Consider the following 20,914-nt stretch of genomic DNA (forward strand, 5'->3'; position numbering starts at 1 on the left):
CCTCACTCTGCCGGGGCGAGTTTGGGATCGGCTTCCAGCGCCGTCCAGCGGTCGGCGCGATAGGCCTTGATGCAGGCCATTACGCCGAAGACGACGATCGCCACGACGAGGCCGACGAAGAACACGGCAAGGGCCGCGTCGATCCGGTCGTTGAAGACGATCTTGTGCATGTCGTTCATGTTCTTGGCCGGTCCGAGCACCTTCCCCTCGGCGATCGCCGCCGAGAAGCGGTCGGCGTGGCTGAGGAAGCCGATCTTCGGGTCGGGCGAGAAGATCTTCTGCCAGCCGGCGGTCAGGGTGCAGATGCAGAGCCAGACCGTCGGGATGATCGTGACGAAGGCGTAGCGCTCGCGCTTCATCTTGAAGATGACCACCGTGGCGAGCGTCAGCGCCACGGCCGCCAGCATCTGATTGGAGATGCCGAACAGCGGCCAGAGGGTGTAGATGCCGCCGAGGGGATCGGTGACGCCCTGGTAGAGGAAGTAGCCCCAGGCCGCGACGCAGAGGGCCGTCGCGACCACGCTCGGCCCCCAGGACGCGGTATCCTTGAAGCGTGGCGAGATCAGGCCGAGCAGATCCTGCAGCATGAAGCGGCCGGCGCGCGTGCCCGCATCCACCGCGGTGAGGATGAAGAGCGCCTCGAACAGGATGGCGAAGTGGTACCAGAAGGCCATCATCGTCTTGCCGCCGATGGCGGAGGAGATGATGTGGGCCATGCCCACCGCCAGGGTCGGCGCGCCGCCGGTGCGGGAGATGATCGAGTGCTCACCCACGTCCTTGGCGGTCTGGGCGATCACCTCCGGCGCGATGGGGAAGCCGAGCTTCGTCACCGCCGCCGCCGCGGTCTCCGGCGTGGCGCCGAGCAGGGCGCCGGGCGAGTTCATGGTGAAGTAGACGCCCGGATCGATCACGCTCGCGGCGACCAGCGCCATGATCGCGACGAAGCTCTCCATCAGCATGCCGCCGTAGCCGATGAAGCGGGTGTCCATCTCGTTGTTGACGAGCTTCGGGGTCGTGCCCGACGAGATCAGGGCATGGAAGCCCGATACCGCGCCGCAGGCGATGGTGATGAACAGGAACGGGAACAGGGAGCCCGCCCAGACCGGGCCGGTGCCGTCCACGAACTTCGTCATCGCCGGCATCTGCATGTGCGGGGCGACGACGACGATGCCGAGCGCGAGGCCGACGATGGTGCCGATCTTGAGGAAGGTCGAGAGGTAGTCGCGCGGGGCGAGCAGCAGCCACACCGGCAGGATCGAGGCGACGAAGCCGTAGCCGATCAGCATCCAGGTGAGCTGGGTGCCGGTGAAGGTGAAGGCCGGGCCCCAGGTCGGGTGCTCGTTGATCTGGCCGCCGCCGATGATCGCGGCCATCAGCAGGACGAAGCCGAGGATCGAGACCTCGCCGATCTTACCCGGCCGGATGTAGCGGGCGTAGAGGCCCATCAAGATCGCGATCGGGATCGTGGCCGCGACCGTGAAAGTGCCCCAGGGGCTCTCGGCCAGGGCCTTGACCACGATCATCGCCAGCACGGCCAGCAGGATCACCATGATCATGAAGGTGCCGAACAGGGCGATCACGCCGGGGATCACGCCGAGTTCGGCCCGGATCAGTTCGCCGAGCGAGCGCCCGTCGCGGCGCATCGAGATGAACAGGATCATGAAATCCTGCACCGCGCCCGCGAGCACGACGCCGGCAAGGATCCAGAGCATGCCGGGCAGGTAGCCCATCTGGGCCGCGAGCACCGGGCCGACGAGCGGGCCCGCGCCCGCGATCGCCGCGAAGTGGTGGCCGAACAGCACGGTCTTGTTGGTGGGGACGTAGTCGAGGCCGTCATTGTGACGGTGGGCCGGGGTCTCCCGCTTCGGATCGAGGCGCATCACCTTGTCGGCGATGAAGAGGGAGTAGTAGCGGTAGCCGATCAGGTAGACGCAGACCGCGGCCACGACGACCCACAGCGCGTTGATCGACTCGCCACGCTCGGTGGCCACCACCGCCAGTGCCGCGGCACCCAATGCCCCGACCAGGGCCCAAGGCCCGTGTTTCTGTATCGCGCCCATGTGACGCCTCACTCCGTCATCGGCCGCATTCTTGATGCAGGCGGCCTTCGTGGCTCTGTTTGGCGCAATTTTCTCCGTGATGCCAGTTGCGGAGACCACACAGGCCCAGGATCCATCAACCTCTGCAGTGACATCTGCCACTTCACGTTACATGGGCCGCAGGATTAGACCTTTGCGACGACGGCACCGCTCGCGGCGACTTCTGGTTGATTTCGGTCGCGCGCATTCTTGACGCAGTCGGGAGACGCTGGTTTGCGCTACGTGAGGCGTGAGTGCGCGCTCCGGCGCCTCCTGCCCTAATCGAGGACGATCACGCGGTTGGGAAGCTGGTTGTCGCCGCGCGTGCCGGGCAACTCGGCCTTGAGAACCGTCCCGACCTGCTCCACCGCGGCGACGAGACCGTCCCCCAAGGCATCGCGCCCGGCCGCGCCGAGCAGATCGGCCACGATCGTGCGCCACTGCGCGTCCGCGATGCGGACACGCACGCCCTTGTCGGCGACGATCTCAGCGTAGCGTTCGGCGCGTGAGACGTAGACGAGGACGCCCGTGCGCCCCCGCGTGCCGGTCAGGCCGTGGGCGAAGAACTCGCGGCGGGCGGCGGCGTGGGCACGCTCGCGCTGCCAGTGCCGCGGGGTGAGCGCAACGCGCAGGCGCTCGTTCAAGGTCAGCAGGAGGGTGGCGAGGACGGCGAGCGCCTGGGTCAGCGCAATCTCACCGGCGCCGAGATCGGTGAGCAGGATCAGGGGCCAGGGAAGCGCGAGGGCGACGGCCAGCGCCAGGGCGAGACCGGGGGAGCGGTAGAGGCCGGCGCTGGCCGCCACCAGCACCACGATCTCGCCCGAGGTTCCGGCCTCCGCCCGGCCGATGGCGGCGGCGATCCGCTCCCGCTCAGCGGCGCTCAGGATCGTCGCGCTACCAGTCACCGGACGCTCCTCCGCCACCGAACGAGCCGCCCCCACCGGAGAAGCCTCCGCCGCCGCCGTCGGAGAAGCCGCCGCTCCATCCGCCGGACGGCCCCGGGATCACGACGAAGCCGCCGCCGCGTCCGCGCCGCCCGCCGCCGTTCATCCGCGACAGCACGATGACGAGGGCGATGATGACGACAATCCAGAAGATCACCGTGACGGGATCGACCGTATCCTCCCGCACCGGCGCCCGGCGCTGCCACTCGTCGGCATCGCCCGCGAGGATCGGCAGGATCGCGTCCACGCCCGCCTCGACCCCGCCGGAAAAGTCGCCCTGGCGGAAGCGCGGCGTGATCGCCGTGGTGATGATGGTCTTCGACAGCGCATCGGTCAGCGCGCCTTCGAGCCCGTAGCCGACCTCGATGCGGACCTTGCGCTCCTTGGGGGCGACGAGCAGCAGCACGCCGTTATTGGTCTTCTTCTGGCCGATGCCCCAGGCTCGGGCGAGGCGGTTGGCGTAGTCCTCGACGGTGAGATCCTGAAGACTCGGCACGGTGGCGACCACAAGCTGGTCGCCGGTTCGGTCCTCGTGCGCCTTGATCTTGCCGTCGATCCGCGTCCGCGCCTCCGGCGACAGGATGCCGGCGGCATCCACCACCCGCCCGGTGAGCTTGGGGAAGTCGGGCTCGGCCGCGGCGGCGAGTCCGGTGAGGACAGCCAGGAGCAGCAGCGCGAGCGACAGGGCCGGCCACAGGCCGCGGGCGGAAGACCCAAGGATCCGCTGAGACGGCGCCATCACCGAAGCCTGTCTTGAGCCTGTCCCGGCGGGCGGGCGCTAAAACTTCACATTCGGCGCCCGCTCGGCGCCCGGCGTCGAGGTGAAGGTCTCCATCGGCTTGGCCTCGGGATAGAACCACGAGGCGATCCAGCGGCCGGGGATGGTGCGGATCTCGGTGTTGTAGGCCTGAACCGTTTGGATGTAGTCGCGCCGCGCCACGGCGATGCGGTTCTCCGTCCCTTCGAGCTGCGATTGCAGCGCCAGGAAGTTCTGGTTGGACTTGAGATCCGGATAGGCCTCGACCGAGGCGAGCAGCCGCCCGAGCGCCCCCGAGAGCTGGTTCTGCGCGTCCTGGAACTGCTTGAACTTCTCCGGATCGCTGACCGTCGAGGCGTCGACCTGGATGCTGGTCGCCTTGGCCCGGGCCTCCGTCACCCGGGTCAGGGTCTCCTGCTCCTGCTTGGCGTAGCCCTTCACGGTCTCGACGAGGTTCGGGATCAGGTCGGCCCGGCGCTGGTACTGGTTCTGCACCTCGCTCCAGGCCGATTTCGCCTGTTCCTCCAGGGTCGGCACCCGGTTGATCGCCCCGCACCCCGACAGACAGGTCGCCAGCCAGAGCGCCGCGAGCGCGGAGACGATCCGGCCGAGGACGGAGGTTCGGGCCGGTGCCGTGGGGCTGAGGGAGAGGGACATGGCGGGCGATCTCCGGGACGAGCTTGTCCGAAACGAGCTTGAATGAGCTCGAATGAGCTTGGCGGCAGGGCTTGGTTCGGAGATAGGGGCGGCCCGCCGCTGCGGGAAGGGCCGGGCGCAGGCCAATCGTAGCCGTGCCGACCGCACGGGCCGGACCCATGGCCGCGAGGCGGTTCCGGCCGGGGCATGCACCGGAGCGTCGGCGATCGAGGCGTCGTTCGATCGTGCCGGACAGGGCCGGCCTCCGATGGAGCGGCAACCGGTTGCGGGAGCGGTCACGGCCTTGCTGCCACACGGCGATGGTGGTGTTGTCTGATCGTGCGGATGTTCCGGCGGTTTGATCGAGGTCCGCCGGACGACCGAAGCACGTGAGAACACCTGCCTTCGCAGGCTTGCCTTCTTGGACTTGCCCTCGCGGGCCCGCCTTCGTGGAAAGCGCTATCCCCTCATGAGCGATGCTCCCGATCCGCCACCCATCCGCCCCCGCATCGCCATCACCTACTGCACCCAGTGCCAGTGGCTCCTGCGGGCCGCCTGGATGGCACAGGAACTGCTCTCCACCTTCCGCGACGATCTCGGCGAGGTCGCCCTTCGGCCCGGCACCGGCGGGGTGTTCGTGATCGAGGTCGAGGGAGAGGTGATCTGGGAACGGGTGCGCGACGGCGGCTTTCCCGATGTGAAGGCGCTCAAGCAACGGGTCCGGGACCGGCTCGATCCGGGGCGGGATCTCGGCCATGTCGATCGGGCCGGGCGGGAGGGCTGAGCCAGGCAGTTGGCACGCATGCCCGCGTTGGGGCATGATGGGCGCGCGCCAACGCAAACCCTTCGGCGCGCGAAGCCGCGGGACGCCTTGATCCGACGCATGCTTTCCCGGCTCGGCCAGCGTGGCTTCTCCACGCAGTTCTACCTGATCATGCTCGTGATCGCCCTGATCGGCCCCGGCCTGATCTTCACCGCGATCCTGCTGACCCGCTATGCCGCCACCGAGCGCGCCCGCTTCGAGCAGGATGCGCGGGAGAACGTGCGCGGCATCGCCCTGTCGATCGACCGCGACACCGCCGGGCTCGTCTCGGTGCTGCAGACGCTCGCCACCTCGCCGCGGCTCAAGGACGGCGAGTTCGCCAATTTCGAGAACCAAGCCCGCCTCGTGCGCGAGGCGGTCGGGCTCGATCTCCTGTTGCGCCGACCGGACGGCCAGCAGATCGTCAACACCGCCCTCAAGCCGGGGGCGCCCCTGCCGGTCAGCACGCTGCCCATCGACCGCGAGCTCATCGACAGCGGCCAGCGCTCCATGGTCACCGGCTATCTCGCGGGCGCCATGCCGGATCAGGCGCATTACGCCGTGGCGGTGCCGGTGCGGATCGACGACGCGACCGCCTTCATCCTCAGCTTCTCGGTGCCCCTGAACCGCATCGGCGGCATCCTCGGCCGCGAGCAGGTCCGGGGCTGGGTCACCGGCGTCTCGGACCGGGACGGCATCGTGCTCGCGCGGCTGCCCGATCTGCCGGGCGTGGTCGGGCAGCCGCGGCTCGCGACCCTGCGCCAGACGGCAACGGGCACCCCCGGCGTCTGGGAAGGGCGCGACCGCGACTTCAAGCACGTCACCGTGGTGGAGGCGCGCTCGCGGCTCAACGGCTGGACCGTGGCGGCGAGCATCCCGCGCGAACTGGTCGAGGCGCGGCTGCGGCGCTGGATCTGGGCCTTCGGCGGCTTCGGACTTCTCGTGCTCGCCACCTCCTCGGTGCTCGCGGTGCATCTGTGGTCGCGGGTTTCGAAGCCGCTGCGCCAGCTCGCCGCCTCGGGGCCGGCGCTCGCCCGGGGGCAGGCGATCCCGCGGGTCGCCTCGCCGATCCACGAGATCCGCCGCCTCGCCGACGTGCTCTCAGAGGCCTCCCTGCGGCTGCGCACCCGCAGCGAGGAGCGCGACCGCGCGCTCGCCGAGACCCAGCGCGGCCTCGCGGCGCTCAGCGAGAGCGAGGCACGCTTCCGCCACATGGCCGATTCGGCGCCGGCCCTGATCTGGATGACCGACGAGACCGCCGAGGTGGTCTTCGCCAACATGCATTTCGACCACCTGTTCGGGCGCCCCGCCGCGGAGATGGCCGGCGGCGGGTGGGAGTCGATCGTGCACCCGCCGGACCTGCCGGCCTTCCAGGCGACGTTCCGGGAGGCGTTCGAGCACCGGCGTCCGTTCCGGGCGGAGATGCGGGTGGTCGATCGCAACGGCGAGATCCGCTGGCTGCGCTGCGAAGGCGTGCCGCGGCTCGACGACCACGGCACCTTCCTCGGCTTCACCGGATGCAACGTCGACGTCACCGATGCCAAGCGCGCCGAGGAGCACCTGCGCCTCCTCATCAACGAGCTGAACCACCGGGTGAAGAACACGCTCGCCACCGTCCAGTCGATCGCGATGCAATCGCTGCGCGGCCTCGAGGGAGAGGAGGCGCAGTCGGCCAAGGCCGCGTTCGAGGCGCGGCTGCTGGCGCTCGCCCGCGCCCATGACGTGCTCACCCGCGAGAGCTGGGAAGGCGCCGAGCTGAAGACCGTGGTGGCCGATGCGATCCGTCCCCTGGAGGCGGGCGAGGGCCAGGAATCGCGCTTCGCCGTGTCCGGCCCGCGCCTGCGGCTCGCGCCGCGGCTGGCGCTGTCCATCGCCATGGCGCTGCACGAACTCGGCACCAACGCCGTGAAGTACGGCGCCCTGTCCAAGGAAGGCGGGCGGGTGACGATCACCTGGACCGTGCAGCGCCGGCCGGAACTGTCCCTCTCCCTGCGCTGGAGCGAGAGCGGCGGTCCGCCGGTCACGCCGCCGACCCGCCGCGGCTTCGGCTCCCGCCTGATCGAGCGCAGCCTCGCCCGCGAACTCGCGGGGCGGGTCGAGCTGCTCTACGAGCCGGACGGGGTGGTCTGCATCATCGAGGCGCCGGTGCCGCCGCCGGGCCTCCTGGAGCGCAAGGGCGGCACGCAGCTCGCCGCGACGAAGCCGCTGCCGCTGGCGGGCTGAGCGCGAATCCCTACTGGAACGTCATCGGGTCCGGCCCGATCCGCCCGTCGGCCCGGTCGAGGCCGGCGATGGCCGCGTGGTCGTCCGGCGTCAGCGCGAAGCCGAACACGTCGATGTTCTCGTGCATCCGGGCAGGCGTGGCGGATTTCGGGATCGCCACGAAGCCGTTCTCGATGTGCCAGCGCAGCACCACCTGGGCCGGCGTGCGGCCGAGGCGGTCGGCGATCCGGGTGAGGGCGGGGTCATCGAGCACCTGGGCCTGACCCAGCGGGCTCCAGGCCTCGGTGACGATCCCGAGCCGGGCATGCGCCGCGCGCAAGGCGTGCTGCTGGAAGCGGGGATGCAGCTCGATCTGATTGAGGGCCGGAGTGACGCCGGTCTCGCTCACGAGCCGGTCGAGCTGATCCTCGGTGAAGTTCGAGACACCGATCGAGGCGGCGCGGCCTTCCTCCCGCAGGCGGATCAGCGCGCGCCACGTGTCGAGATAGAGCCCCCGGCCGGGGCAGGGCCAGTGAATCAGGTAGAGGTCGGTCTGCTCCAGACCGAGCCGCGCGAGGCTCTCGTCGAAGGCGCGCAGCGTCGCGTCGTAGCCGTGGCTGTCGTTCCACAGCTTCGTCGTCACGAACACATCGGAGCGGGGCACCACCGTTTCCCGCAGGCCGCGCCCGACCCCGCCCTCGTTGCCGTAGGCCGCGGCGGTGTCGATCGAGCGGTAGCCGCTGCCCAGTGCCGTGCCGACGAGGGCGGGCGTCTCCGCCTCCTGCAGGCGCCAGACGCCGAAGCCGAGCTGAGGGATGGACCGCCCGTCGTTGAGGGGGATCTGCGGGACGGGATCGGGGGCTGTCATGGCGTCGTTGTTCTCATGCGCTGCCCGAGCGACAGGCCGGGGGCGGGGCGCGGAGAATCGGCACGATCTTGCCGGCCGTACAGGCGTCCTTCCGGGGGGCAGGGCTGCGCGCGCGTCAGGGCCCGGCCTGCGCCGCGTCCCTGGCGGGGGCGCGCTCGGGCTGTCTGACGAGGTGCAGGTAAGTGGGATCGAAGTCGCAGAACGCCTGCAGGCGTGCGACGTCCGGGACGTGCAGCCGGCGATCCTTCAGCCGGATCAGCCCGGCCGTGCGCAGGTCGCGCAGGATGCGGCTGACATGGATCGTGGTGATGCCGAGGATGTCGGCGAGCATCGGCTGCGTCAGGGGCAGCGGGCAGTCGCACGCCCCGGCGGCGCCGACGAGTTGCTGGCGCAGCAGCAATTCGCAGAACAGGTGGGCGATGCGCTTGTCGGCGGCGCGCTGGCCCATGCTGGCGAGCCATTCCCGCAGGATGCTCTCATCGACGAGGGTGGCCCACCACAGCGCCCGCGCGAGGCGTGAATCGCGGAAGACCAGCGCATCCACGCGATCCTGCGGGATGTCGGCGATGGTGCAGGCCGTCAGGGCGGCGATGTAGTGGTCGGACGGGCCGAGCACGATCGATTGCAGGTCGCAGAAGTCGCCCGGCAGGAGCAACCCGAGGATCTGGCGCTGCCCGTCATCGACGATCTTGTAGCGGAAGGCATAGCCTTCGAGGACGAGGTGGACGCCCGAGGCCCGGTCGCCGGCCCGGACGATGTCCTGCTGGGGCTCCAGGCCGCGGCTGGACCGGGACAGGTCGGCGAGCAGGGCCTTGTCCCCGGCATCGAGATCCGCACCGAAGCGGAGCCGGAGGATGAGGGGATTGCTGCGCGGGAGCGTGACTGTCGCGTCCATGGACGCCTAACGCGGAACGCTCCATTCCGTGCCATCGAAGACGCACGGACTTTTGGCCGAAACCGCCCTTGGAAGGGCGGTGTTCCCGCGGGAAAGGCCCTGGGCCGGTCTCAGGCCGCCTTCCAACGCCGGGCGGTGTGGTTGCCGAAGGCGCGGGCGTAGAGGTTGCAGTAGTTCAGCGCCGCCCCGTCCCAGCCGAAGGAGCGGGACATCGCGCTGCGCCGCATGGTGTTGAGGCGCTTCTTCTGGCCGAAGGTCTCGAAGGCGCGGCGGATCGCCGAGGTCAGTCCCTTGGGCGAGGCCTCCCCGAAGGTGAAGCCCGTGACCCCGTCCTCCACGGTGTCGTTGAGGCCGCCGGTGCGGCGCACGATCGGCAGGGAGCCGAAGCGCTGCGCGTACATCTGCGCCAGGCCGCAGGGCTCGAAGCGGGAGGGCATCAGCAGGAAGTCGCTGCCGGCGAAGATGCGGCGCGCTTCCGTCTCGCGGAAGCCGACATGGACGCCGACATTTTCGGGGTGGCGCCCGGCGAGGTCGCGCAGCGCCTCCTCGAACCGGCCTTCGCCCTGGCCGATCACCACGAGCTGGCCGCCCTCGGCGACGATCGATTCGGCGGCACCGATGCTGAGATCGATGCCCTTCTGGTGCACGAGGCGCGAAACGATGGCGAAGAGCGGTCCGCGGGAGACCGCCATGCCAAACTGCTTGCGCACCTCGTCGGCATTCGCCCGCTTGCCCTTCCAGTCGTCGGGCTCGAAGCGGGTGGCGAGGTGCGGGTCGGTGCGCGGGTCCCAGCTCTCGTCGATGCCGTTGAGGATGCCGGTCAGTCGTCCCTGCGCGGCCCGGGTGCGCAGCAGCCCGTCGAGGCCGCAGCCGCCCTCGGGCGTGGTGATCTCGCGGGCATAGGTATCGCTCACCGTGGTGACGTGCGAGGCGTGGTAGATGCCGGCCTTGAGGAAGGAGAGCTGCCCGTAGAACTCCACGCCGTCCATCTGGAAGGCATAGTCCGGCACGCCGATGCGGCCCAGGTTGTCGCGGTGGAACAGCCCCTGATAGGCGAGGTTGTGGATCGTCAGCACGCTCGGGCGGCGGATGCCGAGCCAGGAGAGATAGGCCGGCGCCAGCGCGGTCTGCCAGTCGTTGAGGTGCAGGAGGTCGGCCGACCAGAGCGGATCGACGCCGGCGGCGAGTTCCGCCGCCGCCCGGCTGAGGCGGGCGAACCGGAGGTCGTTGTCGCCGAAATCGCCCCGCGCATCGCCGTAGGGCGTGCCGTCGCGCTCATAGAGGTCGGGGGCGACCAGAACGTAGACGCCGAGGCCATCCGGCGTGGTGCCGAAGCCGAGTTCGCAGCCCGGTACGCTGGCGAAGGCGCCGAACCGGGCGATCATCGTCAGGTTTTCGAGGCCGGCGAGCACGCGCGCGTAGCCGGGGATGAGGACGCGGACATCGTAGTGGCGGCGCAGCGCCCGGGGCAGGGCGCCCGCGACCTCGCCGAGACCGCCGGTCTTCACGAAATCCGCCATCTCCGGGGTGGCGTAGAGGATGCGGGGGAGGAGGGCGTTGCCGAGCCTCGGGTCGGGCTCGAAGGCGGATATCGGTGACGGCGGCTCGGCGACCGGGCGCGCACCGAGATCCACGTAAGCCATCGACCCGCCCCCAACCCACGCGCGCCGCTCTGGAAACGCGGGAACCGCCGCTGCTGCGCTCGGCATTGCAATGCTCCGGAAGGCAATCCGTTCCGTTGCATCGCACAATTCAGGCCACGTTCAGACCAATATCTTTGAGTGGGCGCCTGCGCCGCCATCATGGGTTGTCTGCGCTGCGGGCATATGTGCCTCCTGCCGCGCTTCGTACCCGCCTGCGATCGGGCGGGATTCGTCGGACGCGATGGGCCACGACGGCACTGCGGAAACCGCTACCGGCCGGGCGGGCCGAGGATCACACCCTCGTCCGGTTCGAGCCGGAGCTGGCGCTCGACACGGTCGCCGGCCCGCCCGGAATGCGTCGAGAGCAGGATCTGCCATGGGCCGCCCTCGTCCAACGGCACGGACCACCCTTGGTTGCTGAAATTGAGCAGGATGCGCAAAGTCTCGCCATCCGCGATGCGCTCGTAGGCGAAGACCTCGGCGGCGAGATCCGACGGCAGCGCGAGTCCGCGCCAAGCGCCGACGGACAGGGCCGAATGGTCGCGGCGCAGCGACAGGAGCCGGCGATAGAGCGTCAGGATCGAGCGGGAATCGTCGCGCAGTTCATCGACGTTGCGCCGGTTCGCGTCCCCGGTGAGCGGCAACCAGGGCGTGCCGGCCGTGAAGCCGGCGTTCGGCGCGTCCTCCCACTGCATCGGCGTGCGCTCGGGATCGCGGCCATGGCCGGGCTCGTTGCGCCCCCACGGATCCTGTGCCCGCTCCGGCGGCACCGGAACGTGGCCGAGGCCGATCTCGTCGCCGTAATAGAGCGTCGGCGTCCCGCGTAAGGTGAGCAGCAGCATCGCGGCGATGCGGGCCTGCGCCTCGCCGACGCGGGCGGCGATGCGGGGCTGGTCGTGGTTGCCGAGCACCCAGTTCGGCCAGCCGCCCTCGGGCAGTGCGGCCTCGTATTCCGCCACCAGGGCCGCCACCGCCTCGGCCCGCCACGGCGTCTGGATGAGCTGGAAGTTGAAGGGCAGGTCGGCCCCCGTCAGGCCCGGCCCGTAATAGGTCACCAGCCGCTCGATCGGGAGGTAGATCTCGCCGATCAGCACCCGCTCGCCATACGCGCGCAGCACCGCGCGCATCCCGGCGATGATGTCGAGCACCTCCGGCCGATCGCAGGAATAGACCTGATGGAAGCGGTTGATCCCCGCCTGATGCGGTTGGAAATCGGGGTTCTGCGGATTGTCGCGGAAGCCCTCGTCCTTGATCAGGTGCCAGATCACATCGACGCGGAAGCCGTCCACGCCGCGGGCCAGCCAGAAGCGCAGGGCGTCGTGCATCGCCGCCCGGACCTCCGGATTGCGCCAGTTCAGGTCCGGCTGCTCGGGCAGGAAGGCGTGGTAGTAGTACTGGCCGGTGGCCTCGTCCCGCGTCCAGGCCGGGCCGCCGAAATTCGAGAGCCAGTTGTTGGGCGGTCCGCCATCGGGGCCTGGGTCGCGCCAGATGTACCAGTCGCGCTTGGCCGACATGCGGCTCGCCCGGCTCTCGGTGAACCACGGATGCGCGATCGAGCTGTGGTTGGGCACGAAGTCGAGGATCACCTTGAGCTTGCGCCGGTGCGCCTCGCTGATCAGGGCATCGAAGTCCGCCAGCGTGCCGAACAGCGGATCGACCGCGCAGTAATCGGCCACGTCGTAGCCGAAATCGGCCATTGGTGAGCGATAGAACGGTGAGATCCACACGGCATCGACGCCGAGCCAGGCGAGGTAGTCCAGACGCGCCGTGATCCCCCGAAGGTCGCCGACGCCATCGCCATCCGAGTCCTGGAACGAGCGCGGATAGATTTGATAGACTGTCCCGCTCTGCCACCAGACCGTGCCGCAGCCGCCTGCCCCCGGCGTCGGAGCCTTGATCGGAGCTTCCATCGGACCTCCCGCGATGCGGTCGCCGGCGCCGCGCGCCACGTCAGGAGGGCGTAGGGTCGTTCAGCAAGCCTTCAAGCGCCCTGCGCCATTTCCTGTGCGCGTCGTCGGCCGATGCGCGAACGTTGTGTCCGAGGTGACACAGGCGGGCGGGCACACGACTTGCGAATGACACGTTCGTACGCATGTGTCTCGACAAGTCCGGTCACCCGCAACACCATGGTGTGGCAGGGCGACAGACCACGTCGCGGATCATCGTGCCGCCGCCAGAAGCGGTCGGGCTCCGCGTCAACCGAAATCCTCGGCTGCAACGAAGGGGGATCCACAGGTGCTGAACGAAGCTCTGTCCGTTCTCGTCAGGAACGGCGAAGCGGACACATCCGCTTCATCGGCGAAGCCGGCGAAGGCCGCCGCCACCTATGTTAAACCGCATGCGGCGACCGGCAGCGAGGCCGTCGTGGAACTGCGCGAGGCCATCAAGGCCAAGCTCATCTACGTGCTCGGCAAGACGCCGGAGGCCGCCCGCGAGCGCGACTGGTTCGCCGCCACGGCGCTGGCGCTGCGCGACCGGATCGTCGACGCCTGCTACGGCGCCGAGACCGGCAGCGTGCCCGACAAGCGCGTCTACTATCTCTCGCTCGAATTCCTGATCGGCCGGCTCCTGTCGGATGCGATGAACAATCTCGGCCTCGTCGAGGCCACCAAGGCGGCGCTCGGCGATCTCGGCGTCGACCTCGCCGCGGTCGAGGGGGCCGAGCCCGACGCGGCGCTCGGCAATGGCGGCCTGGGGCGGCTCGCCGCCTGCTTCATGGAGAGCATGGCGAGCCTGTCGATCCCCGCGATCGGCTACGGCATCCGCTACGACCACGGCATCTTCCGCCAGTCGCTGGAGGACGGGTGGCAGCGCGAGGCGCCGGAGACCTGGCTCGCGGAGGGCAACCCTTGGGAGTTCCCGCGCCCGGAGGCGACCTACAAGATCGGCTTCGGCGGCACCGTCACCATGACGAGTCAGGGCGACCACCACATCCGCCGCCACTGGCACCCGGCTGAGACCGTGAACGCGGTGGCCTACGACGTGCCGATCGTCGGCTGGCGGGCCAAGCACGTCAATGTCCTGCGCCTGTGGAAGGCGGAGGCCGACGCGCCGGTCGAGCTCGCCCGCTTCAACGCCGGCGACCATGTCGGCGCGGTGGCCGGCCGGGCCCGGGCCGAGGCGATCTCGCGGGTGCTCTACCCGAGCGATTCCTCCGCCGAGGGCCAGGAGCTGCGCCTGCGCCAGGAGTTCTTCTTCACCTCCGCCTCGCTGCAGGATCTCGTGCGTCGGCACGTGGCCGAGCGCGGCTCGCTCCGCTCCCTGCCCGACCACGCCGCGATTCAGCTCAACGACACCCATCCGGCCATCGCCGTGCCGGAGCTGATGCGCATCCTGATGGAGGACCACGACCTCACCTGGGAGGATGCGTGGCAGATCACCACCAATACGCTGCACTACACCAACCACACCCTGCTGCCCGAGGCGCTGGAGACCTGGCCGGTGGAGCTGATGGAGCGGCTGCTGCCGCGCCACATGCAGATCATCTACCTGATCAACTGGCTGCACCTTGAGGAGCAGAACAAGAACGCCAAGGGCCGCAGACCCGATGAGGCGTTCGACATCTCCGCCGTCTCGCTGATCGACGAGTCGCACGGGCGGCGCGTGCGCATGGGACCGCTCGCCTTCCACGGCTCGCGCCGGGTCAACGGCGTCTCGGCGCTCCACAGCGAGCTGCTGAAATCGACCGTGTTCAAGGATCTCCACACGATCGAGCCGGAGAAGATCGTCAACAAGACCAACGGCATCACCTTCCGCCGCTGGCTGCACAACGCCAACCCGGAACTGACGGCGCTCGCCGTCGAGGCGGCCGGCAAGGACGTGCTCGACGATCCGACCCTGCTCGAGCGTCTGGTGCCGTTCGCCGACGACCCGGACTTCCGCAAGCGCTACGCGGCGATGCGGAAAACCCGCAAGAAGCGCCTCGCCCAGGTCATCGCCGAGCGCACCGGCGTCGCCGTCGATCCCTCGGCACTGTTCGATGTGCAGATCAAGCGCATCCACGAGTACAAGCGCCAGCTGCTGAACCTGATCGAGACCGTGGCGCTCTATCAGGCGATCAAGCAGGCGCCGAACAAGGACTGGACGCCGCGGGTCAAAATCTTCGCCGGCAAGGCGGCGCCGAGCTACGTCCAGGCCAAGCTCATCATCAAGCTGGCGGGCGACATCGCCACCATCGTCAACAACGATCCCGAGATCGGCGACCGGCTGAAGGTGGTGTTCCTGCCGAACTACTCGGTGAGTCTGGCCGAGGTGATCATCCCGGCCGCCGACCTCTCCGAGCAGATCTCGACCGCCGGCATGGAGGCCTCGGGCACCGGCAACATGAAGCTCGCCCTCAACGGCGCGCTGACCGTCGGCACGCTCGACGGCGCCAACATCGAGATCAAGGACCATGTCGGCGCGGACAACATCTTCATCTTCGGCCTCGACGCCGAAGGGGTGCTCGCCCGCGTCAAGGAACCCGACTACGCCGCCAAGGCGATCGCGGCCTCGCCGCGGCTGGCCGCGGCGCTCGATGCCATCGGCAACGGCACGTTCTCGCCGGACGATCCCGGCCGCTTCGCGCCGCTCGTGGACGAGTTGCGCCACGGCGACCGCTACCTGACCACGGTCGATTTCGAGGATTACTGGCGCGTCCAGCGCGAGATCGACGCGGCCTGGAAGCGTCCGGAGACGTGGTGGCGCACGGCCATCCTCAACACCGCGCGGATGGCGTGGTTCTCCTCCGACCGCTCCATGCGGGAATATGCCGAGGAGATCTGGCGGGTGAAGGTGGCCTGAGCGCTCGGCTGACGCAGATGGCGAAGGGCGGGAGGGGCGGAGGCCCCTCCCGCCCTTCGGTTTTCGGGCCGGGCTTCGGGAAGCCGGCGCGGCTGCCTGCAAGGGCCGATGCCGGGTTTGCGGTGGATACGCCCACAGCCAACTGAGCCCGGACATGCAATCCAAGGTTGAGATATCCTGCCGCCGGTCGTAACGTGGTACCCGATCAAACGTGAACGGGACTTCGATACCGTGGTTTCAGGATTGCCGACCTTCGCTTGGTTCTCTTACCTCGCGATGATGGTCGTGGTGTCGCTGCTGAACCTGTATTGTGCAGCACACGTCAGGACTGAGAAAATCCCGATGCAATGGAACCTCGGCGGGCAGCCCACTTGGTTTGCGCCGAAGTTGATCGGCCTCTGGATGATCGTGGGGATCCTCGCCGTCACGGCGCCCGCGTTTTTCATGAATATCAAACAGAATGCGGCATCGGCCGGTCCTTGGTACTGGATCGGGATGATCGCCGTCTTCTGCTTCGTGGCTGCCATGTATGCTTGGCACATCCAGGCGGTCATCGCCTGGGCAGAAGCGCAGCGGTGACCCTCGGCCGGGTCGGCTCCCCTCAGGCCCCCGGCTCGAGCGGGATCGGATAGAACCGTGCCCCCGCCGCCGCTGCCAGAACCTCCACCGCGCCCAGCGTCGAGGGGCAGCCGGAGGCGTGCACCACGTCGGTCGCCCGTAAGGTCGGGATGTGGGCGGTGAGCGGCCCGGGGCGCACGTCGGGGGCCCGCTGGCGGTGGCGGTCGGCGGCCAGCGTGATGCGGGTCACGCCGGTGGCGCGCAGCCATTCGAGCGACGGGCGCATGTAGAGATCGAGGGGATCGCGTGCGCCGACGATGAGGCAGATCTCGCGGGCCGGCTCGACGTAGCGCGCGGCGCGGGCAATGGCCCAGATGCCGGCAAACCCCGTCTCCGCCGCCACCAGCACGAGGCGGCCGCCGCCGGGGCGATAGGTGCCGTTGCCGACGGGGCCCTTCACCTTCACCGTGCGGCCGGGCTCGACGGCGCAGCCGAACAGGGCGGTGAGGTCGTCCGCGCATTCGCCGCGCAGATGGAAGACGAGTTCGTTCAACTCCGCTCCGCCCTCGACGCCGAGCGTCGGTGTCAGGGTCACCGGGTTGCCGCCCTCGAGCGTGACGACGACCTGATCGCCCGGCTCGAAGGCGAGCCGCCGCTCCAGAGTGGCGACCACCTGCAGGACCCGCGGCGCCAGCGCCGTGATCGTATCGATGCTGCCGGCGCGGCGGGCCGTGGTTCGGGCTTGAGCCTTGATCGGCCGGATCGCCGCGTCCGGATCGGGGACGGACAGCGTCACCGCCTCCGCCCGCCGGGCGCGGACCGGCAACCGCCGCGAGGCGGGGCCGGCACCCTGACCGAGCAGGCCGGACATCGGGGCGATCACCCCGTCGGCCAGGGCAGTTTCGAGGGATGTGTCGCCGGGGGAGACCCGCAGGGGCTGTCCGTTGACGACTAGCGAGCAACGGGCGCTCGTGGGAGCACGCATGGCGGCAACCCGCTCCGATCGGATGTGAGGTGTTGGTCGGGGATCAGAGCGAATCGTGGATCAGGCGCTCGACCAGGGCGGCCCAGCGCTCGCGCACGGCCCGCGCCTCGTCGCCCAGCGACTCAGACGCCGCGAGGCCGAGGCTGGCCCGCAGGGCTTCGCTCTCCCGGCGCTCGGCGGCGAGCGCCGCCTTCATCATCGCCACTTCGAGGCGAAGGCGCGTGAGGTCAGCCTCGCCCGTCGCCGTTCCGGCCTCAGAGGAGGGGGAAGCAGGGTGTTCCCCCGGCGCGTCCGCCGTGACCTGAGCCGCGGCCTCCGGCGCCATGTCCGCTGCCGGTTCTGCGGGGATTGTCCGTGGCTGCGCCACGACGGCGAGATGCGCATGGATCGGCCGCGTCATGAGGCGGCGCATCGCGCTGCCGGAGGGGGCCGGGCTCCTGCGTTTCGTCGCCTCGATCATCGTCCATCCTCAGGCCGGCGGGATCGCTCACGAGGCGTCCCGGGTAATTGGGATGGACCTTCCTTCAACATGGTTAAGGGAGGTTTAAGCCGATCGTCGAGACCGCTGCCTCACGGTAGGATCGGGGTCGGCTGGGTCAGGCCGCCTCGGGCGCGGCGCCGACGAGCTGGCGGGCCTGGAGCACGGTCATCGGCTCGCCGAAGGCTGCGCCTTGCGCGTAGTCGCAGCCGAGTTCTTGCAGCCCCTGCGCATCCTCCTCCGACTCGGCGCCCTCGGCGATGGTGGCGAGACCGAGCTCCTGCCCCATCCGCAGCACCGAGCGCAGCATGGCGGTGCGGCCCTGGCCGAGCTGGCGCACGAAGCTCTGGTCGATCTTGATCGTGTCGAAGGGGAAGCGCTGGAGATAGGAGATCGCCGAGTAGCCGGTGCCGAAATCGTCGAGGATCAGGCCGGCGCCGAGGTCGTGGATGCGGGTGAGCATCTGCGCGGCGTATTCCGGGTTCTCCATCACCAGCCCCTCGGCCATTTCCAGCTTGAGCGAGCCGGGCAGCACACCGGTGCGGGCGATCACCGTCTTGACGTCGTGCAGGAGGTCGTGGCGCAGGAGCTGGCGCGAGGAGACGTTGACCGAGGCGAAGATCGGCGGCTCGACGTCGAGCGAGCGCTGCCAGGCGGCGAGTTCCAGCGCCGTCCGTTCGATGGCGAAATTGCCGAGCGGAACGATGACGCCCGTTTCCTCCGCCACCGGCAGGAAGGTCGAGGGCGGGATGCGTCCGAGCTTCGGGTGGTCCCAGCGCAGGAGCGTCTCGAAGCCCGCCACCGTGCGGTCCTCCAGCCGGACGATCGGCTGGAACAGCACCTTGATCTCGTTGCGCTCCAGCGCCTTGCGCAGGTCCGCCTCCAGCATGAGCCGGTCGGAGCGCTCCAGCCGCATGTTGGCGCGAAACACCTCGATGCGGTCGCCGCCGCCGCGCTTGGCCTGGATCATCGCCATTTCGGCGTTCTTGAACACCTCTTCCCGCCGCGGCTGGGCACCTTGACCCGCGCCCGGCGCGGCCTCGTGCAGCGCGATGCCGATGGAGACGGTGAGGAACACCTCGCGGTCGGCATAGGTGACGGGGGTGGCGATGGCGCGCCGGATCATCTCGGCAAACGAGAGGATGCGGTCGGGCTCGCGCTCGGAGAGCAGGATCACCGCGAATTCGTCGCCCGCGACCCGGGCCAGGGTGTCCTGCGGCCGCAGCAGGCGCCCGAGCCGGCGCGAGAGCGTGAGCAGGATCGAATCGCCCGCCGAGAGGCCGATGGCGTCGTTGATCGCCTTGAACCGGTCGATGTCGAGCGCGATCACCGCCGGCTTGAGGCGCGGATCCTGGCTGGCCAGCGCCAGCGCGGCTTCCAGCCGGTCGTGGAACAGCTCGCGGTTGGGCAGGCCGGTGAGGCTGTCATGCACCGCGTCGTGCAGCAGCCGCTCCTCGGCGGTCTTCGCCTCGGTGACGTCGCTGATGGTGCCGACGATGCGGATCACCTCGCCGTCGGTGCCGATCACCGGCCGGGCCTTGAGCCGGTACCACGCGTAGGGGCCGTCGGCGGAGCGCAGGCGGAAATCGTGGATGATGCGCCCGCGCCGCTCCTCGATCACCGTGTCGAGGGCCGCCGAGTAGCGTTCCACGTCGAAGGGATGGAGCAGGCCGAGCCAGTTCGCCGCCGGCCCTTCGAGGGCGCCGCGCTTGAGCCCGAGCTGCGCCTCGATCTCGGGTCCGGCGAAGACGCGGTCGCCGGGGACGTCCCAGTCGAACACGATGTCGCCCGCCCCCGTCAGCGCCAGCGCCCGGCGCTCGGTGTCGGAGACGAGGCTGTGGCTCAGCCCCCCGCCGGCGAAGGCGTGCTGCATCACGGTGAAGCCAATCAGCATCACGATGAGCACGAGGCCGCCGATGAGCGCCGGCTGCACGAGGTCGGAGCCGATCTGACCGGTGATGGCGAAGCCCGCCGCCACCACCCAGACCAGCAGCAGCAGCCAGGTCGGTACCAGCAGGATGGCGCGGTCGTAGCCGTTATGAACGGCCAGATACAGGATCAGCAGGAGGCCGACGCCGGCCACCGCGGCGATGGAGATGCGCGCCACGCCCGCCGCCACCGGCGGATCGAACACCGCGAGCGCCACGAGGCCGGCAAGGAAGGTCAGCCAGAAGAAGGCGACGTGGCTGTAGCGCACGTGCCAGCGCGACAGGTTCAGGTAGGCGAACAGGAACACGAGCAGGGTGGCGCCGAGCACGGCCTCGGCCGAGGCGCGGTAGATCCGCTCCGCCAGCTCCGTCACCGGAAACACCCGCTGGAGGAAGCCGAAATCGATGCAGGCATAGGCCAGCACCGCCCAGGAGAGGGCGGCCGCCGCGGGAAAGATGATCGCGCCCTTCACCACGAAGATGATCGTGAGGAACAGCGCGAGCAGCCCGGCGATGCCGATGATGATGCCCTTGTAGAGGGTCAGCCCCGAGGTCTTCTTGCGGTAGGCGTCCTGATCCCAGAGGTAGACCTGCGGGATGTTGGGGCCCTTCAGCTCGGCGACGTAGGTGACCGTCGTGCCGGGATCGATGGTGATCAGGAACTGGTCGGCGTCGAGGCTCTCGTCGCGCTCGGGGCGGATGCCCTCGCTCGCGGTGATCGCGGCGATGCGCGAGCCGCCGAGATCGGGCCAGATCACCCCGGAACCGACGAGGCGGAAATGGGGGGCGACCAGCAGGCGGTCGATCTGCTCGTCGGTGTCGTTGGTGAGCGCGAACACCATCCAGTCGGGGCGCGCGCCGGCCTCGCGCGCCTTCACCGCGATGCGCCGTACGATGCCGTCCTTGCCCGGGGCGGTGGAGATCTGGATCAGGTCGCCGTCGGAGCGGTAGCGTTCGATCGTCGGCGTCAGGTCGATCGCGGGCGCGTCGAGGGTGACGCGCACGGCTTCGACCGCGTGGGCGGGGGCGGTGGTCCCGAGGAGGCCGGCGAGAGCGCCCGCCACGGCCGTCAGGATCGCAAGGACCAGAGAAAGCGTGCGCAACGGGCGATTCTTGACAACCGGCTTGAGCGGTGGGGGCGAGCGGCCAAGTCGTATCGGCGGCTCCCCGCCCCCGCAAGGCGAGCCGGCCGGGGCGCACGGACCGCCCACCGCTCTTTCGGGGGACCGCGCCACGCGGATCGCGTGGCTTTGCGGCCAAAACAAGTTGGGATCGGCCGCAATGGCCTCGCTTGGCCGGGGGCGGGCGGGTAGAGCGGACGATATGCGAATGATCGGACCACGCCGTCTGGAATCTCT

Annotated in this window: 15 protein-coding genes; 4 read left to right on the top strand and 11 right to left on the bottom strand. The window is 69.5% G+C overall.

Translation table 11 applies throughout. From position 1 onward, the window contains the following. Positions 1 to 2 precede the first annotated feature (2 nt). From HNR51_RS01945 to HNR51_RS01960, 4 genes are all read right to left on the bottom strand, one after another. Positions 3 to 2,060, bottom strand: coding sequence for a carbon starvation CstA family protein (locus tag HNR51_RS01945; protein WP_141951213.1), 2,058 nt, complete (start codon positions 2,058 to 2,060; stop codon positions 3 to 5). Positions 2,061 to 2,356: 296 nt separating this feature from the next. After that, on the bottom strand, positions 2,357 to 2,983 hold the full coding sequence (locus HNR51_RS01950) for a TPM domain-containing protein (RefSeq protein WP_182553816.1): 627 nt from the start codon (positions 2,981 to 2,983) through the stop codon (positions 2,357 to 2,359). Further along, positions 2,973 to 3,761, bottom strand: a complete 789-nt coding sequence (locus HNR51_RS01955; protein ID WP_182553817.1) for a TPM domain-containing protein — start codon at positions 3,759 to 3,761, stop codon at positions 2,973 to 2,975. The genes HNR51_RS01950 and HNR51_RS01955 overlap by 11 nt, the downstream gene beginning before the upstream one ends. Before the next feature lie 39 nt (positions 3,762 to 3,800). Next, complete coding sequence (locus HNR51_RS01960; protein WP_141951215.1) at positions 3,801 to 4,436, bottom strand: LemA family protein; 636 nt, start codon at positions 4,434 to 4,436, stop codon at positions 3,801 to 3,803. Positions 4,437 to 4,884: 448 nt separating this feature from the next. Here HNR51_RS01960 and HNR51_RS01965 point away from each other — a divergent pair, with 448 nt between their 5' ends. Together HNR51_RS01965 and HNR51_RS01970 are read left to right on the top strand one after the other, a co-directional pair. Further along, positions 4,885 to 5,199 carry an Rdx family protein gene (locus tag HNR51_RS01965; RefSeq protein ID WP_012453890.1) on the top strand — a complete coding sequence of 105 codons (315 nt, stop codon included), beginning with the start codon at positions 4,885 to 4,887 and terminating at the stop codon, positions 5,197 to 5,199. Between the two features lie 99 nt (positions 5,200 to 5,298). Continuing rightward, positions 5,299 to 7,440, top strand: a complete 2,142-nt coding sequence (locus HNR51_RS01970; protein ID WP_182553818.1) for a sensor histidine kinase — start codon at positions 5,299 to 5,301, stop codon at positions 7,438 to 7,440. A 10-nt stretch (positions 7,441 to 7,450) separates the two neighbouring features. On the opposite strand, the gene HNR51_RS01975 is transcribed toward HNR51_RS01970, so the two are convergent. The 4 genes from HNR51_RS01975 to HNR51_RS01990 form a co-directional block, all read right to left on the bottom strand. Beyond that, positions 7,451 to 8,287: an aldo/keto reductase gene (locus tag HNR51_RS01975; protein WP_141951217.1), complete on the bottom strand. Its 837-nt coding sequence runs from the start codon at positions 8,285 to 8,287 to the stop codon at positions 7,451 to 7,453. Positions 8,288 to 8,402: 115 nt separating this feature from the next. Further along, a complete protein-coding gene (locus tag HNR51_RS01980; RefSeq protein WP_182553819.1) occupies positions 8,403 to 9,182 on the bottom strand; it encodes a Crp/Fnr family transcriptional regulator in 780 nt (259 codons plus the stop codon). A gap of 110 nt (positions 9,183 to 9,292) precedes the next feature. Continuing rightward, positions 9,293 to 10,825, bottom strand: a complete 1,533-nt coding sequence (gene glgA / locus HNR51_RS01985; protein ID WP_012453894.1) for a glycogen synthase GlgA — start codon at positions 10,823 to 10,825, stop codon at positions 9,293 to 9,295. A gap of 269 nt (positions 10,826 to 11,094) precedes the next feature. Further along, positions 11,095 to 12,735 (bottom strand): alpha-amylase family glycosyl hydrolase, encoded by a 1,641-nt coding sequence (locus tag HNR51_RS01990; RefSeq protein WP_182553820.1) that lies wholly within the window; start codon positions 12,733 to 12,735, stop codon positions 11,095 to 11,097. 325 nt (positions 12,736 to 13,060) lie between these two features. Between HNR51_RS01990 and HNR51_RS01995 the strand changes: the two genes are divergently transcribed. Further along, a complete protein-coding gene (locus tag HNR51_RS01995) occupies positions 13,061 to 15,607 on the top strand; it encodes a glycogen/starch/alpha-glucan phosphorylase (protein ID WP_182553821.1) in 2,547 nt (848 codons plus the stop codon). A 231-nt stretch (positions 15,608 to 15,838) separates the two neighbouring features. Next, complete coding sequence (locus HNR51_RS02000) at positions 15,839 to 16,186, top strand: DUF1648 domain-containing protein (protein WP_182553822.1); 348 nt, start codon at positions 15,839 to 15,841, stop codon at positions 16,184 to 16,186. Positions 16,187 to 16,208: 22 nt separating this feature from the next. Here the strand turns inward: HNR51_RS02000 and HNR51_RS02005 are convergent, their stop codons facing one another. From HNR51_RS02005 to HNR51_RS02015, 3 genes are all read right to left on the bottom strand, one after another. After that, positions 16,209 to 17,150, bottom strand: a complete 942-nt coding sequence (locus HNR51_RS02005) for a ferredoxin reductase domain-containing protein (RefSeq protein WP_182553823.1) — start codon at positions 17,148 to 17,150, stop codon at positions 16,209 to 16,211. A 43-nt stretch (positions 17,151 to 17,193) separates the two neighbouring features. Further along, entirely contained in the window at positions 17,194 to 17,610 is a 417-nt protein-coding gene (locus tag HNR51_RS02010; protein ID WP_182553824.1) for a hypothetical protein, read from the bottom strand. Positions 17,611 to 17,746: 136 nt separating this feature from the next. Next, positions 17,747 to 20,659, bottom strand: coding sequence for an EAL domain-containing protein (locus tag HNR51_RS02015; RefSeq protein ID WP_012453900.1), 2,913 nt, complete (start codon positions 20,657 to 20,659; stop codon positions 17,747 to 17,749). Positions 20,660 to 20,914: the final 255 nt, after the last annotated feature.

This window comes from Methylorubrum thiocyanatum, assembly GCA_014138645.1.
Classification (GTDB): domain Bacteria; phylum Pseudomonadota; class Alphaproteobacteria; order Rhizobiales; family Beijerinckiaceae; genus Methylobacterium; species Methylobacterium thiocyanatum.

What these genes read in the sequence shown, in the direction of transcription:
- glgA (WP_012453894.1), bottom strand. Translation starts at nt 10,825, where the DNA reads ATGGCTTACGTGGATCTCGGTGCGCGCCCGGTCGCCGAGCCGCCGTCA.
- HNR51_RS01970 (WP_182553818.1), top strand. Translation starts at nt 5,299, where the DNA reads ATGCTTTCCCGGCTCGGCCAGCGTGGCTTCTCCACGCAGTTCTACCTG.
- HNR51_RS01965 (WP_012453890.1), top strand. Translation starts at nt 4,885, where the DNA reads ATGAGCGATGCTCCCGATCCGCCACCCATCCGCCCCCGCATCGCCATC.
- HNR51_RS01945 (WP_141951213.1), bottom strand. Translation starts at nt 2,060, where the DNA reads ATGGGCGCGATACAGAAACACGGGCCTTGGGCCCTGGTCGGGGCATTG.
- HNR51_RS01955 (WP_182553817.1), bottom strand. Translation starts at nt 3,761, where the DNA reads ATGGCGCCGTCTCAGCGGATCCTTGGGTCTTCCGCCCGCGGCCTGTGG.
- HNR51_RS02005 (WP_182553823.1), bottom strand. Translation starts at nt 17,150, where the DNA reads ATGCGTGCTCCCACGAGCGCCCGTTGCTCGCTAGTCGTCAACGGACAG.
- HNR51_RS01975 (WP_141951217.1), bottom strand. Translation starts at nt 8,287, where the DNA reads ATGACAGCCCCCGATCCCGTCCCGCAGATCCCCCTCAACGACGGGCGG.
- HNR51_RS02010 (WP_182553824.1), bottom strand. Translation starts at nt 17,610, where the DNA reads ATGATCGAGGCGACGAAACGCAGGAGCCCGGCCCCCTCCGGCAGCGCG.
- HNR51_RS01960 (WP_141951215.1), bottom strand. Translation starts at nt 4,436, where the DNA reads ATGTCCCTCTCCCTCAGCCCCACGGCACCGGCCCGAACCTCCGTCCTC.
- HNR51_RS01980 (WP_182553819.1), bottom strand. Translation starts at nt 9,182, where the DNA reads ATGGACGCGACAGTCACGCTCCCGCGCAGCAATCCCCTCATCCTCCGG.
- HNR51_RS01990 (WP_182553820.1), bottom strand. Translation starts at nt 12,735, where the DNA reads ATGGAAGCTCCGATCAAGGCTCCGACGCCGGGGGCAGGCGGCTGCGGC.